General features: G+C 70.4%; 16 protein-coding genes and 1 pseudogene. 14 read left to right on the top strand and 3 right to left on the bottom strand.

Annotated elements, in window-relative coordinates; translation table 11 throughout:
* Nucleotides 1-82: 82 nt before the first annotated feature.
* A complete protein-coding gene (locus AC4H2G_RS13705; RefSeq protein WP_494366284.1) occupies nt 83-1,465 on the bottom strand; it encodes a recombinase family protein in 1,383 nt (460 codons plus the stop codon).
* A 21-nt stretch (nt 1,466-1,486) separates the two neighbouring features.
* On the opposite strand from AC4H2G_RS13705, the pseudogene AC4H2G_RS13700 reads away from it, so the two are divergent.
* From AC4H2G_RS13700 to AC4H2G_RS13675, 6 genes and pseudogenes are all read left to right on the top strand, one after another.
* A pseudogene (locus tag AC4H2G_RS13700) lies at nt 1,487-1,887 on the top strand (hypothetical protein); the annotation flags it as partial.
* 511 nt (nt 1,888-2,398) lie between these two features.
* On the top strand, nt 2,399-2,749 hold the full coding sequence (locus tag AC4H2G_RS13695; RefSeq protein WP_494366283.1) for a type II secretion system F family protein: 351 nt from the start codon (nt 2,399-2,401) through the stop codon (nt 2,747-2,749).
* Nucleotides 2,746-3,624, top strand: coding sequence for a type II secretion system F family protein (locus tag AC4H2G_RS13690; RefSeq protein WP_494366282.1), 879 nt, complete (start codon nt 2,746-2,748; stop codon nt 3,622-3,624). Before AC4H2G_RS13695 ends, AC4H2G_RS13690 begins: the two co-directional genes overlap by 4 nt.
* Nucleotides 3,625-3,784: 160 nt before the next feature.
* The gene (locus AC4H2G_RS13685) at nt 3,785-4,492 is read left to right on the top strand and encodes a hypothetical protein (protein WP_494366281.1); all 708 of its coding nucleotides are present in this window, start codon (nt 3,785-3,787) and stop codon (nt 4,490-4,492) included.
* Between the two features lie 110 nt (nt 4,493-4,602).
* On the top strand, nt 4,603-4,995 hold the full coding sequence (locus tag AC4H2G_RS13680; RefSeq protein WP_494366280.1) for a hypothetical protein: 393 nt from the start codon (nt 4,603-4,605) through the stop codon (nt 4,993-4,995).
* Between the two features lie 124 nt (nt 4,996-5,119).
* Complete coding sequence (locus AC4H2G_RS13675; protein WP_494366279.1) at nt 5,120-6,139, top strand: protein NO VEIN domain-containing protein; 1,020 nt, start codon at nt 5,120-5,122, stop codon at nt 6,137-6,139.
* Between the two features lie 50 nt (nt 6,140-6,189).
* Here AC4H2G_RS13675 and AC4H2G_RS13670 read toward each other — a convergent pair whose 3' ends face one another.
* Both AC4H2G_RS13670 and AC4H2G_RS13665 read right to left on the bottom strand, forming a co-directional pair.
* Nucleotides 6,190-6,342 (bottom strand): hypothetical protein, encoded by a 153-nt coding sequence (locus AC4H2G_RS13670; RefSeq protein WP_494366278.1) that lies wholly within the window; start codon nt 6,340-6,342, stop codon nt 6,190-6,192.
* 226 nt (nt 6,343-6,568) lie between these two features.
* A complete protein-coding gene (locus AC4H2G_RS13665; RefSeq protein ID WP_494366277.1) occupies nt 6,569-6,994 on the bottom strand; it encodes a phage major capsid protein in 426 nt (141 codons plus the stop codon).
* A gap of 178 nt (nt 6,995-7,172) precedes the next feature.
* Between AC4H2G_RS13665 and AC4H2G_RS13660 the strand changes: the two genes are divergently transcribed.
* The 8 genes from AC4H2G_RS13660 (at nt 7,173) to ftsE (ending at nt 13,238) form a co-directional block, all read left to right on the top strand.
* Nucleotides 7,173-7,391 carry a hypothetical protein gene (locus tag AC4H2G_RS13660; protein WP_494366276.1) on the top strand — a complete coding sequence of 73 codons (219 nt, stop codon included), beginning with the start codon at nt 7,173-7,175 and terminating at the stop codon, nt 7,389-7,391.
* A 68-nt stretch (nt 7,392-7,459) separates the two neighbouring features.
* Nucleotides 7,460-7,807, top strand: coding sequence for a TadE/TadG family type IV pilus assembly protein (locus AC4H2G_RS13655; RefSeq protein ID WP_494366275.1), 348 nt, complete (start codon nt 7,460-7,462; stop codon nt 7,805-7,807).
* Nucleotides 7,804-8,301 carry a pilus assembly protein gene (locus AC4H2G_RS13650; RefSeq protein WP_494366274.1) on the top strand — a complete coding sequence of 166 codons (498 nt, stop codon included), beginning with the start codon at nt 7,804-7,806 and terminating at the stop codon, nt 8,299-8,301. The genes AC4H2G_RS13655 and AC4H2G_RS13650 overlap by 4 nt, the downstream gene beginning before the upstream one ends.
* A complete protein-coding gene (locus AC4H2G_RS13645) occupies nt 8,298-8,789 on the top strand; it encodes a pilus assembly protein TadG-related protein (RefSeq protein WP_494366273.1) in 492 nt (163 codons plus the stop codon). The genes AC4H2G_RS13650 and AC4H2G_RS13645 overlap by 4 nt, the downstream gene beginning before the upstream one ends.
* A 174-nt stretch (nt 8,790-8,963) precedes the next feature.
* A complete protein-coding gene (locus tag AC4H2G_RS13640; RefSeq protein ID WP_494366272.1) occupies nt 8,964-9,617 on the top strand; it encodes a hypothetical protein in 654 nt (217 codons plus the stop codon).
* A gap of 145 nt (nt 9,618-9,762) precedes the next feature.
* Complete coding sequence (locus AC4H2G_RS13635; protein WP_494366271.1) at nt 9,763-10,992, top strand: COG1470 family protein; 1,230 nt, start codon at nt 9,763-9,765, stop codon at nt 10,990-10,992.
* A 77-nt stretch (nt 10,993-11,069) separates the two neighbouring features.
* On the top strand, nt 11,070-12,194 hold the full coding sequence (gene prfB / locus AC4H2G_RS13630) for a peptide chain release factor 2 (protein WP_494366270.1): 1,125 nt from the start codon (nt 11,070-11,072) through the stop codon (nt 12,192-12,194).
* 150 nt (nt 12,195-12,344) lie between these two features.
* Nucleotides 12,345-13,238 (top strand): cell division ATP-binding protein FtsE, encoded by an 894-nt coding sequence (gene ftsE, locus AC4H2G_RS13625; protein ID WP_494366269.1) that lies wholly within the window; start codon nt 12,345-12,347, stop codon nt 13,236-13,238.
* Nucleotides 13,239-13,240: the final 2 nt, after the last annotated feature.

Here is a 13,240-nt window from a genome sequence, read left to right as displayed (position 1 = left end):
GGTTCCATGACCAGCGACAACAGCTCCACCACGCTCTCGCGTGATGAGGCTGTGCGTCGTGTGGTGGAGGCGTTCTCGAGGCTCAGCGCCGAGCAGCGGGCCAGCGTGTCCCGGCTGCTTCCACCTGCACCCGTGCAGGGTCGAACACCCGAGGGCCGCGCCCTGACCGCATGACTGTTACGTCTGCGATCTGCCGGAGGACCGCCCGCTTCGTGTCGATGGTGGCCGACCGCCACCGTTCGGCCCCGTCACGCCCCGCGAACGCGGCCAACGCGCCCTCCTTTGCCCGTTGGGCTAGACGGGCGTGGGCGTCCGCTAGAGAGTCCAGGACGCGGGACGTGGCGCGTGCGAGCTGGTCCCGCGTGATCTCGCCGTCTGCGTAGGAATCGGCCAACTCTGCGAGCCGGGCCTGCAGTGCCGACGCCTTCACGGCGGGGTCCTCGCCGGTTGCCTCGGTGACGGGGAGCTCCTCGCGCTCGAGGATGCCTGCCACCACGTCCACCACGAAGGCGTCCGTCTCTGCTGTGTTTATGTACACGTGGCCCGCCCCGGTGGTCTTACACCGGTAGACGACTCGGTAACTGCCGTCGCGGTTCTTGATGTAGTTGGATCGCAGCAGGGCTCCGCACTCGCAGTGCCCGATCCCGGCGAGCAGGTACTTCGCCTCGACGGATGACTTGCGTTTGCGGCTCGGGTCGGTGAGCACCGCGACGACGCCGCGCCAGGTGTCCTCGTCCACGATGGCGGGGAACAGCGAGGGTCCAACCACCTCGCCCTTCCAGGTGGACAGTCCAGCGTTGCGTGCCCGAATCAGCGTCTGCCTCACCGTCGTTGCGAGCCACGGCTTGCCCAATGTCGAGGTCACGCCCAGCTCGTTCCACGATGCCGCTACGGACCCGAGCGACCCGCCCGCCAGGATGTGCGCGCACGCCTCCCGGATGAGCTGCGCCTCGATCTCGTTGTGGGAGATCGGCTTCGTCTCCCAGCCGAAGGGGCGAGCTCCACCGAGCCACTTGCCTGCCTTGGCGGCCTGCTGCTGCGCACGCCTGGTGCGCTCGGCCTTGTGCTCAACCTCCTGGCGTGCCACGGACCCGAGGATACGGGCCACCATGCGGCCGGTCGGGGTGGCGAGGTCGAGCCTGCCCGCGTGGACGGTCTGGGTGACGACCTGACGCTTCTCGCAGATGTCCACGTACTCCTCGAGTTCGCGGGGCGAGCGGTGGAGCCGGTCGGTGTGCCAGACGATCACGCCGCCTACCCTGCCGGAGTCGATGTCGGCCAGGAGTCGGCGGTAGGCGGGACGGGGCTTGCCCGAGAACGCGCTCATGTCGTTGTCGGTGTAGAGCTCGGTGACGGTCCAGCCGAGGCGTTCGGCTAGCGCCCGGCAGTCCTCCTCTTGGCGGGCAACGCCCAGGCCCTCGCCGTTGCGGTCCTGGCTGATGCGTACGTAGATCGCTGCGTCCATGTGGATAGCGTATCTCGCATATCGGCGGGTCCCGGCGCGTGCACCATCCACGCCAACTCCGCGCGAGAGGCGCTGGCCAAGATGTGCACGCTGCCCCTGCTCGCGGGGGAGAACGTGTCCGACCGGTTCGTCGTGCCGACGGTCGCGTCGGCGATCGACTTGGTCGTCCACCTCGGTGTCGATGTGGACGTTCGGCGGCGGGTCCGCGAGATCCTCGCGTTCCCGGCCGGGTCGAGGAGGGCGTCGTCGAGACGTCCGAGCTCTTCGTGCGCTCCGGCGACCGGCTGGTGCGGGCGGACGGCTACCCGCCCGCGGCGGACAGGTTCGCGCGTGCGGGGATCGACCTCGGCGCGGTGCTGCGGCACGCGCGGCCCGACGAACCGGGCGCCCTGCCCGACGTCGCGTGGTCGGGGGTGCGCTGACGTGGGCGTCGTCGTGGGTCTGCTGCTCGGTGCCGGGCTCTTCAGCGTGTGGTGGTCGTTCTGGGAACCGACGCCCGCGCCGCGACGACGGCTGGCATGCCCGGACACAGGACCTGCTCGTGCAGGCCGGTGCCCCGTCGGTCACGCCGGGCGCGCTCGTCGCGAGCAGCGTCGGCGTCGGGCTGGTCGTCGTCCTCGTGGCCGGCGTCCTGACCAGCTCGCTGACCATCGCGGCGTGCTTCGCCCTGATCGCCGCCTCGGCGCCGGCCATGCTCGTCCGGTCCCGGGCCCGACGACGGCGTGCACGGCTCCGTGACGTGTGGCCCGAGGTCGTGGACCACCTGGCGTCGGGCGTCAGGGCCGGGCTCTCCCTGCCCGAGGCCGTCGGACAGCTCGGGGACCGCGGACCGGTCGAGCTGCGGGGGCGTTCCTCCTCTTCGCGCAGGACTACCGCGCGAGCGGGCGGTTCGGCGACTGCCTCGACGCGCTCAAAGGCCGGCTGGCCGACCCGGTGGCCGACCGCATCGTCGAGGCGCTGCGCCTGACGCGCGACGTCGGCGGGACGGATCTCGGTCGGCTCCTGCGGACCCTCTCGGCGTTCCTCCGCGAGGACGCGAGGACGCGAGGACGCGCGGCGAGCTCGAGGCACGCCAGTCGTGGACGGTCAACGGCGCTCGCCTCGCCGTGGCCGGTCCGTGGGTCGTCCTGGGGCTTCCTCGCGACCCGTCCCGAGACCGCCGCGGCGTACAACTCGGTGACCGGCGCGCTCGTCCTCGCCGGTGGCGCGGCCTGCACGGTCGTCGCGTACCAGCTCATGCCGCGGATCGGTCGGCTGCCCGAGGAAGAGAGGGTCCTGCGATGACCGGCATCGAGCTCTCCCGGGTCGGCGCCGCCGTCGGGGCGCTCGGCGGCCTCGGGATCCTGCTCGTCGTCTCCGGGATACGGGGTCGCGCGATCCGGCTCGACGAGCGGCTCGCGCCGTACCTGCGCAGGCACGACGCGACGTCTGCGCTGCTGCGGGACCAGCCGGTGCACACGCCGTTCCCGACGCTCGAGCGACTCGTCGCGCCCTGGCTCGCGGACGCAGGGCGGGCACTCGACCGGTTCGGATCGACCAGGGCGGAGACCCGGCGTCGGCTCGACCGGGCGGGTCGCTCCGAGAGCGTCGACCAGTTCCGCGCACGCCAGCTCGTCTGGGGTGTCCTCGGGCTGACGGCCGGCACGCTGTTCGCGGTGCTCCTCGCGGCGACGCGCGGCTCCTCGGTCGTCGCGCTCCTCCTGCTCGCCCTGCTGTGCGGCGTGGGCGGGCTGCTGGCGTGCGACCAGCACCTCGCTCGCGCGGTCCGACGACGCGAGGAGCGCATGCTCGCGGAGTTCCCCACGGTGGCCGAGCTGCTCGCCCTCGCCGTGAGCGCGGGCGAAGGCCCGGTGGCCGCGCTCGAGCGGGTCGCGACGACGGCACGCGGAGAGCTCTCGGCCGAGCTGGCGACGACCCTTGCGTCGGTCCGTGCCGGGACCCCGCTCACGCGTGCCCTCGAGCAGCTGGCCGACCGGACCTCGCTCGCCAGCCTCACGCGCTTCGCCGAGGGGGTCGCGGTGGCCGTCGAGCGCGGGACGCCGCTCGCGGAGGTCCTGCGCGCCCAGGCGCAGGACGTCCGGGAGACCGGGCGCCGGGCGCTCATGGAGTCCGGAGGGCGCAAGGAGGTGCTCATGATGGTCCCGCTCAACTTGCAATAGGCGTACCTTGGTTGACCGCCTCCTGTACGGTTCCCTCGGGTTTGGCGACGGAAGCCTAGGCGTTCGGCCGGCAGGACCCAACGGGAACGGCCAGCCTGGTGGCCGGTTGCGTATACGGTCCAGATCCACGAGATCACGGCGCACTGGGGGTACGGGTTAGATGATCGAGTACGTGCCCGCAGCGTTGGCGGCGCTCCTGGGCTCGGCGGGACTCGCCGGGATCGTGCTAGGGCTCGTGCAACTGAGCGCAGACGCCCGGCTTCGCACGCGTATTGAGACCCACTCGAAGCTGGCGCAGTCTTTGCCGTCAGGTTCGGCAGCCGCGCGAGGGCTGATGATGAGTGCGCGCGACGCGGCGATAGATCTAGTGGTTCGAGCATCGGTCCGATTCGTCCCCGGGGCGCGAGTGTTGATCGTCACGCTCTGGGTCACCGCGGGCCTCTATGGGGTCTTGTCTTTCGGGCGTGTGATAAATCGATCATCCCTCGACAACACGTCCTTCGCGGACTGGATCGGCGAGACCTTCGGTGACGAGACGCCGAGGTCCCCCGAGCCTGCCGGGCTGGCGCAGTTGGACTGGTGGGCGATCATCTTCTACGCGCTGGCGTTGGTCGCGGCTACGCTAGCGATCGAGCCAAGTTACAGGCTGTCGAGGGCCAGGAAGAGGTTCAAGAAGAAGTTGTACCGTGATCCTCGCCTTTTGGTTTCCGCCGAATCGCGCAATGTGCGGGTCGCAGTGTTTCCGTTTGAGTTCTTGGACAGGCGAGCGGCTAGGAAGAAGAGGGAGCGCAAGGAAGCAGCGCGATCGGTCAAGACGCGTCCCGACTTGGCAAAGGCGAGCTCAACGGAGACGTCCGAGATCACGTAGCGCGGATTGGAAGGGGCGCGGCTCCGTTGCGCACCGCCTGGATGGGCAGCGCTGGGCGCGTCTGGTTCTTCGAGACGCGCATCCTTTCGTTGTGCGCCACCATGAGTGGCATGGAGCACGCACGCGCAGTGGTGTTGCTCGCGGGGGTGGTCGTGGTGCTGACCGCGGGCTGCGGGGGTTCATCTCCCAGTGACGACGTCGACTGCATCGACGCCGCAAGCACGGGTGACGCGATCGCCGAGGGGGCGAATACGATGCCGATCACGCCAATAGAGACGCAGGCGGTGGAGGCCGAGTCGGGCGTCTACTACGTCGCGATGCGCTTCGAGGTGGACGGCGAGGAGCAGACGGGCGTGTGGTCTACCCCGGACTTGGAGGGTGGATCGATCATCTCCGTCGACGCCCTCGCCAAGGTTGTCACGGACTGGCCGGACGCCGAGGCAGCGTTCGGCATCACCTATCCGAACGACGGAACGGAAGCCGCTGAGTCCTGCCTGTCCTAGTGGCGCTGCCGGACGCCGTTGCGATCCGCCCGGCGTCCGGGTGCTGCATGAAAGTCTGTCAGTGCGAAGACTCCGGAGCGAGCACCCTTAACAGCTACTGCTCAACCCTCGCTACGCTCCATGGATGGCGTTGCGAACGTGGTGGGACGGGTTGCCGAACGAACGCTACTGGATGGAGATCACCGGGCGATCGGACACGGGCGAGAACTTGGTGGCACCGCAGCACGACGGCTCTGGTGGCAACCAGTGGTCATACGAAGCGGTCTCGCTTGTCCGCCCGGGTGACATCGTCCTTCACTATCAGACGAATGAACCGGGCGGGTCGGGCTTGGTCGGTTGGTCCAAGGTCGTCGGCGACGTCTCCACGGGCTCCATCACCTGGCAAGCGCGAGGTTCGCGTGGCCGCGAGCGGGGCGTAGCAACGACGGGTCCAAGCTGGTACGCGCCGCTAGGAGGTCTCGTCCGGTTCCCCGCGCCAGTCCGTATGCGCGAGCTCGGATCACGCGCCGATGACCTCCTTGCCATGCGGCGACGCATGGAGAGTGAGTGGGGGAAGCCCGTCTACTTCCCGTTCTACCAGTACCGACCGGGTGAGCTGCGGCCGCAGCAGGGCTACTTGACGAAGTTCCCGAACGAGCTGATCGACCTCCTCCAACTTGAGCTGCCCGATGCTGGTCCCGGGCAAGGTGGCGGAGCAGAGATCGAAGAGCAGACTCAACCTCGTCGTCGCCGAGTCCCGCCTGGTTCGACAACGCGGATCCAAGATCCGGTCCTGCGTGCGGCGGTTGAGCGCAGGTCAGTCGATGTGGCAGAGGCCTACTACGCCGATCGTGGCGCTGTCGGGATCGTTGAACTAGGGAAGCCGTACGACCTCCGGCTCTCACTTGACGATAGGGAGCGCCATGTAGAGGTCAAGGGCAGCACCCTCGAGGTCACAACTGTCGAGTTAACTGCGAACGAGGTCTCGCACGCCGAGACCTTCCAGCCGACTGATCTCGTTGTGGTCGATCGGATCGACTGGACGCGAGGAGCAGATGGCTCCGTGCGAACATCGGGCGGGAGGATGCGGATCTGGAGCGACTGGGCCCCTGAGGGCAGCAATCTCGTGGCACGAACATTCGCCTACCTGCTGCCCGACGCGTAGGGCTAGCAGCCGAACTACGCCGCCACGCACCACAGGGCGTCGAGGCGCTATCAGCACGCCGACTGCGAGCGGCAGCCGTTCCGCTCCGACCGGATCAGTAGCGCCCGGAGGACGTCCTCCCGGCGACCTGGGACCTGCTGCATGAACGCCAGGCCGGTCCGGGCTCGGGCCTCGGCGTCGAGGAGCCGGGCGAGGACGGTCATCGTCTCGGTCTCCTTCAACGCCTCGTAGCGGACCCACTCCAGGATGTCCCCGAGCGCGGGGTCGAGCGGCTCGGGAGGCTCCGGGCGGTCGTCGGTGTGTCGGTGGTGAGCAAGCGTGCCTCCAGGGGTGGTCCGCGGGGACCGAGGAGGGCATCGACAGGAGGCACCTCGTTCCCCGCGGCGGACGCGTCGCCCCTCCCGGAAGGAGACGGAGCGGCGCGCCCGGTCAGGGGGTGGGGGCGGTCAGGTGGGCGACGGCGAACGCGGCGGCCTGGATCGCGTTGAATCCGACCCTGGCCTCGGCGCGGAACCTGACGGTGTTGTTCGCGAACAGGTCCCCGCCGTCCGACCAGTTGATGTCGAGCGTGCCGCGCTCCGCAAGGACACCTGCCTGCCAGTCTGCGAGCACCGCGGATCCGGCCGGGACGACGTCCGAGACGACGACCGGGACGCCGAACAACTGCGGGACGACTCCGACGGCGAAACTCCCGGCGTAGAGCAACCGCCCGTCCTCGTCGCGGAGAAGTTCGATCGATTCCCAATCCGTGGGGTGCACGGCGTAGGCCGTGGGCGTGAACGACGAGGTCTGGAGCCTCGTCAGGGCTTTGCGGAGCGTCGTGAGGGCGTCCACGGCGAACGGGACGTCCTGCACGCCCTCGTCGTGTTCGCCGTCTTCCCCTCCATCGCGACGCTGCGGATCGGCTTCTGACGAGCACGGGACGGCGGACCGGACGGACCGGACGCCCAGGCGGAGGGCGTCGCACGGACGACGTCGCACGGTGGGATGAACGGACGGCTGAGAGACGGCCGCCGCGACGAAAGGACACGAGATGCAGGGGCTGGTCGGCAGGATCGTAGGTGCCACGTCCACGATCGCGCGGCGAGGGCTGCGCCGTGTGACGGGGGGCGACGTCGAGCGTGGCGACGTCCCGGGATGGGTGCTCATCACCCTCATGACCGCGGGCCTCGTGATCGCGCTCTGGGCGGTCGCCGGACCGGCGCTGACAGCGGCGTTCAGTGAGGCGATCAGCAGCGTCAGCGGACCCTGACCGTGTCGCGGTCAGCGCCGGCACCGCGGTTCGGACAAGCATCGCCCGGTGAACGGGGGTCGGCCGTCGTGGATTTCACCCTCGTCTCGATCCTCGTGCTCGTCCTCTTCCTGGGCGTGGTCCAGGTGGCGCTCGCGGTCCACGTGCGCTCGACCCTCGTCGACTGCGCTGCCGAGGGGGCCAGGATCGCGGGACGTGCCGACCGGGGCACCGCCGACGGCGTCGCCCGGACGAGGGAGCTCATCGCGGCGTCGTTGTCGGAACGCTACGCGCAGGACGTGACGGCACGGGCGACCACGCTCGACGGGTTGCCGGTCGTCGAGGTGACCGTCTCGGCGCCGCTTCCCGTGGTCGGGCTGCTCGGTCCGTCCGGAGCGATCACGGTCGAGGGGCACGCGCTGGAGGAGGGCACGTGAGGTGGCCCACGCGGTCGACACCGCGTTCGCCGGCGGTCCAGCGCCGAGATGGCCGGGATCCCGCCGAGCGCGGCAACGCGGTCGTGGAGTTTCTCGGGGTCGCGCTCGTGCTGCTCGTGCCCGTCCTGTATCTCGTGCTCACGCTCGGCCGGGTGCAGGCGGCGACGTTCGCCGTGGAGGGTTCGGCCAGGGAGGCGGCTCGTGCGTTCGTCACCGCGCCGTCGAGCGCGGACGGCGCGTCGCGAGCGGTCACGGCCGTCGGGATCGCCCTCGGCGACCAGGGGTTCTCGGACGTCGACCCCGCGGCCGCCCTCACGGTGACGTGCTCCGCGCAGCCCTGCCTCCAGCCGGGGAGCGAGGTCGCGGCCCGCGTCCGGGTCGAGGTCCCGCTTCCGCTCGTCCCGGCGTTCGTCCGGGACGCCGTGCCGCTCGCCGTCCCGGTCGAGGCCCGCTACGTGGCCGCGGTGGACGAGTACGCCGCGAGGCGACCGTGACGGCCGGCGAGCGCGGGAGGCGACGGGTCGTCGCGCCGTCCGACCGGGAGAGCGGCCAGATCATGCTCCTCACGTCGGCGTTCGTGGCGTTCGCGCTGCTGCTCGTCACGGTCGTCGTGAGTGCGACGCAGGTGCACCTGGAGCGCAAGCGCCTGTTCGACCTCGCCGACGCGCTGGCCCTGACGGCGGCGGACTCGATGACGCACGAGACGTTCTACGTCGGGGACGCGGACCGGCCCGCACAGGATGCGGTCCTCACGCTCTCGGACGCCGAGATCAGGACGGATGTCCAGGAGTACCTGGGCCGTCATCCCGACGCTGTCGCCGGTCTCCACGACGTGCGCGTGGTCGACGCGTCGACCCCCGACGGCCGGACCGCGGAGGTCTCGCTCGTCGCCGTCGCGCGACCCGCGATGATCAGCTGGGTGACTCAGCTCTGGTCAGATGGCATCATCGTGCGTGCGGAGTCACGCGCAAGGGCGTGGTAGCCGTCGACCCGTTCGACGACGAACGATCGGGGAGAGGACAGTGCGCAAGGGAGCGCGAGCGATCGCCCACCTCTTCGTTCACTTCCTTAACTTTGGTTGACGACCCACGTTCTTCTCTGTGCATCCGCGTGGTTCACCGTTATGGTGATCCGGTCCGACAACACCACTCCAACGATGGAGATCAACAACATGAATGCACGAGCAAGGAAGCAGCTCGTCGCCGGGGGTGCCCTCGGTGCGATGCTCATCGGCACGGTCGCTCTGTCGTCCGCCGCGACGGCCGACCCGGGTGACACCACGGACGTCGAGGTCTCCGTCTCGATCGAGTCGACGGTCGAGCCGGGCAACCTCGCGTTCAGCGTGGCCGCCGACTCGACGACGCTGGCCGAGGCCGACTCGACGGTCGAGGGGACCCGCGAGTTCACGGGCACCCTGCCCACCGTCACGGTGACCGACACCCGCACGGCCGAGGAGGTCCCCGACGGTGCCGCCTGGGCCGTCCTGGGCCAGGCCACCGACTTCACGGGTACCGAGGGCCAGCCGGCCATCGGTGCCGAAAACCTCGGCTGGGCGCCGATGCTCGAGGACGGCGGCGAGACCGGCCTGGTCGAGGCCGGCGAGCCGGTCGACCCGGCGCTCGAGGGCGACGAGGACGAGTTCAACAACGTGGGGCTCGAGAACCAGGAGCTCCTCGTCTCGACCTTCGACTCCGCCGAGGTCAACCCCGAGGGCTCGTGGAGCGCGAACGCGGACCTCACGCTGCGCACCGCCGAGGACGTCGCGGGCGGCGACTACACGTCGACCATCACGCTCTCCCTCTTCGAGTGAGCGTCGGCTGACCACCGACCGCCCGGTCGTTGACCGGGCACGCACCGCCTGAGCGACGGCGGGTCGGGTCTCCTGTCGGCCACGTGCCGAGCGGAGCACCCGGCCCGCCGTTCGCATGATCCCAGCACCGAGAAGGCACTTCCCCGTGAGCCCTGCACGAACCGTCCCCGCACGACCCGTCCCCGAGCGAGACCGCGTCGCCTCGCGCCGCGTCGCCGTCGGCCGTCGCGTCGCGGCGGCCCTCGCCGCGATCGCCGTGGCCATCCTGCCGACCGCGCCGGCGATCGCCGGCCCGTCGAGCGACGTCGGTGCGGCCGTGTCGCACGACGTCGACGACACCATCACGTGGAGCGTCGCGCCCGCTGACGCGGACGGGCTCGACGGGCGCCGCTGGGTCGAGCAGACCGTGGACCCGGGCGAGACCGTCGAGGAGCACCTCGCCGTGACGAACTTCGGCGACGTCCCGGCGACGTTCGCCCTGATCGCCGCCGACGGGTACCTGACCGACAGGGGTCGCTTCAACATGCTCCCCGCGGACCAGGAGTCCGTCGACGCCGGTACCTGGATCACGGTCCAGGACGACGTCGAGGTCGGCCCCGGCGAGACGGTCGTCGTGCCGTACACGGTGTCCGTCCCCGCGAACGCGACACCCGGCGACCACCCCGCCGGCATCGCCGCCTCGGTGAGCAGCACCGGAACCGACGAGGGCGGCAACAGCGTCGGCGTCACGAGCCGCGTCGGGTTCCGCGTCCTGACGCGCGTGACGGGCGAGGTCCAGCCCGTGCTCACGGTGCCCGACGTCAGCGCCTCGTACACGCCGTCCTGGAACCCGTTCGCGCCGGGCGAGGTGCGCGTCTCCTACGACGTCGTGAACGACGGCAACATCCGCCTCGGCGCCGACAGCACCGTCGAGACGTCCGCGCTCTTCGGGCTCGCGTCGCAGGACGCCACTGCGGAGCCGATGACCGAGCTCCTCCCGGGCGGATCGATGAGCCGGACGGTCGAGGTCGACCAGTTCTGGCCGCTCGGTCCGGTGACCACCACGGTCACCGTCACGCCCGTCCCCGTGGCGGAGGACGAGATCGACGCCGCCCAGCTCGAGCCGGTCACGACGACGGTGACCACGTGGGCCGTCCCGCTCCCACAGCTCTTGCTCCTGGCCATCCTCCTGGTCCTCTTCCTCGGTATCCGCGACGAGCGCCGTCGCCGGCGCAAGCGCCTGGAGGACATGCTCGCGAAAGCGCGCGACGAGGGGCGCCGCGCCGCTGCCGAGCGGGAACAGGCAGACGGGGGCGCCGCGACGACGACCGGTGCGGCGTCCGGCGAGAACGCCGGGAGCACGGGCGCCACCGCGAAGGGCGAGCCGACGGCCTGAGGCGCGCGTCGCCGTCGGGCACCCCGAGCACGCCCGACGGCGACCCGCGCCCGTGAGGTCGCGTAACCTTGAACCTCGTGGCCACCATCGACTTTCCCGCCGAGATCAAGGCGCTGCGCAGCACGCTCGAGTCCATCGAGAGCGTGAGCGACCCGGAGATGCTGCGCGCGAAGATCGCCGACCTCTCCGAGAAGGCGTCGGCGCCGGACCTGTGGGACGACCCGGACGCGGCGCAGAAGGTGACCTCCGCGCTGTCGTCCGCGCAGTCGGAGCTGGACCGGGTGAAGAAGCTCGGGCAGCGCATCGATGACGTCGAGACGCTGGTCGAGATGGGCCAGGAGATCGGTGACGACCCGGATCTCGCCGCCGCGCTGGCGGAGGCCGAGGGCGAGATCGCCGCGATCCGCAAGGACCTCGACCTGCTCGAGGTGCGCACGCTCCTGGCCGGCGAGTACGACGCCCGCGAGGCCGTCGTGACGATCCGCTCGGGTGCCGGCGGCGTGGACGCCGCGGACTTTGCCGAGATGCTGATGCGCATGTACCTGCGCTGGGCCGAGCGCCACGGCTACCCCACGACGGTGCTCGACACCTCCTACGCGGAGGAGGCGGGCCTGAAGTCGGCGACGTTCGAGGTGAAGGCGCCCTACGCGTTCGGGCACCTGTCGGTCGAGGCGGGCACGCACCGCCTCGTGCGCATCTCGCCGTTCGACAACCAGGGGCGCCGCCAGACGTCGTTCGCGGCCGTCGAGGTCATCCCGCTCATCGAGCAGACCGACTCGATCGAGATCCCGGAGTCGGAGATCAAGGTCGACGTGTTCCGCTCGTCCGGCCCGGGCGGGCAGTCGGTCAACACGACCGACTCGGCGGTGCGCATGACGCACATCCCGACGGGCATCGTCGTGTCGATGCAGAACGAGAAGTCGCAGATCCAGAACCGCGCTGCCGCGCTGCGTGTGCTCCAGTCCCGCCTGCTGCTCGTGCGCCAGGAGGAGGAGAGCGCGAAGAAGAAGGAGCTCGCGGGCGACATCAAGGCGAGCTGGGGCGACCAGATGCGCTCGTACGTGCTGCACCCGTACCAGATGGTCAAGGACCTGCGCACCGAGCACGAGGTGGGCAACACCTCCGGAGTGTTCGACGGCGACATCGACGGTTTCATCGAGGCCGGGGTCCGCTGGCGTCGCGGGGCGCAGATCGACGCCTGACCCCCCGCGCACCCGCGAAGTCGGGTGACTCGGGCAACGATCTGATGCGTGCGACCGCGGCGTGTCCGCCGCTGAGGCCCGTGCGGCCGTGCCTACTCTCGAACGTCCGGCGAACCTGGTTCGCTCCCTGACCCGAGAGTTGTGCGTGCCGTGATCCGCTTCGAGAACGTCTCCAAGGTCTACGCGCGCGGCGCGAGACCTGCGGTCGACGACGTGTCCCTGGAGGTCCGGCGCGGCGAGTTCGTGTTCCTCGTCGGGGCGTCGGGCTCCGGGAAGTCGACGTGCCTGCACCTCATCCTGCGCGAGGAGCGCCCGACGAAGGGCAAGGTCTTCGTCGCGGGCCGCGACCTCGGCCGGATGTCGAGCTGGAAGGTGCCGCACCTGCGGCGCCAGATCGGCGTCGTGTTCCAGGACTTCCGGCTCCTGCCGAACAAGACGGTCTTCGAGAACGTCGCGTTCGCGCTCCAGGTCATCGGCACGCCACGGCACACCATCGCGATCACGGTCCCCGAGACGCTCGAGATGGTCGGTCTCAAGGGCAAGGAGAAGCGTCGTCCGCACGAGCTGTCCGGCGGTGAGCAGCAGCGCGTCGCCATCGCCCGCGCGATGGTCAACCGGCCGCCCATCCTGCTCGCCGACGAGCCGACCGGGAACCTCGACCCCACGACGTCGCTCGGGATCATGCGCCTGCTCGACCGCATCAACCGCACGGGCACGACCGTCGTCATGGCGACGCACGACGAGGAGATCGTCAACCAGATGCGCAAGCGCGTGCTCGAGCTCGACACGGGGTCCCTCGTCCGCGACCAGGCGCACGGCGCGTACGGTGCGCGCGGCCAGGTGATCCCCGACCCGACGGTCCCGCCCGCGCAGGACGCGCCCGAGGGCGTGCCGGAGCCTCCGCTCGACGACACGGACGCGAGTGCCGGGCCGGCCGGCGCCCGGCCGGGCGCGGCACCGGCCTCCGCCCCGACGAGCGTCGTCGTCCGCCGCGAGAGCGCGCTCAAGGCCCGGCGGCACGCCGAGGCCGCGGCGGGGGAGTGAGC

The organism is Cellulosimicrobium sp. BMG9.23 (assembly GCF_059159985.1).
Note: the sequence above shows the minus strand (reverse complement) of the source record. Positions and strands in the feature narration are given on the sequence as shown.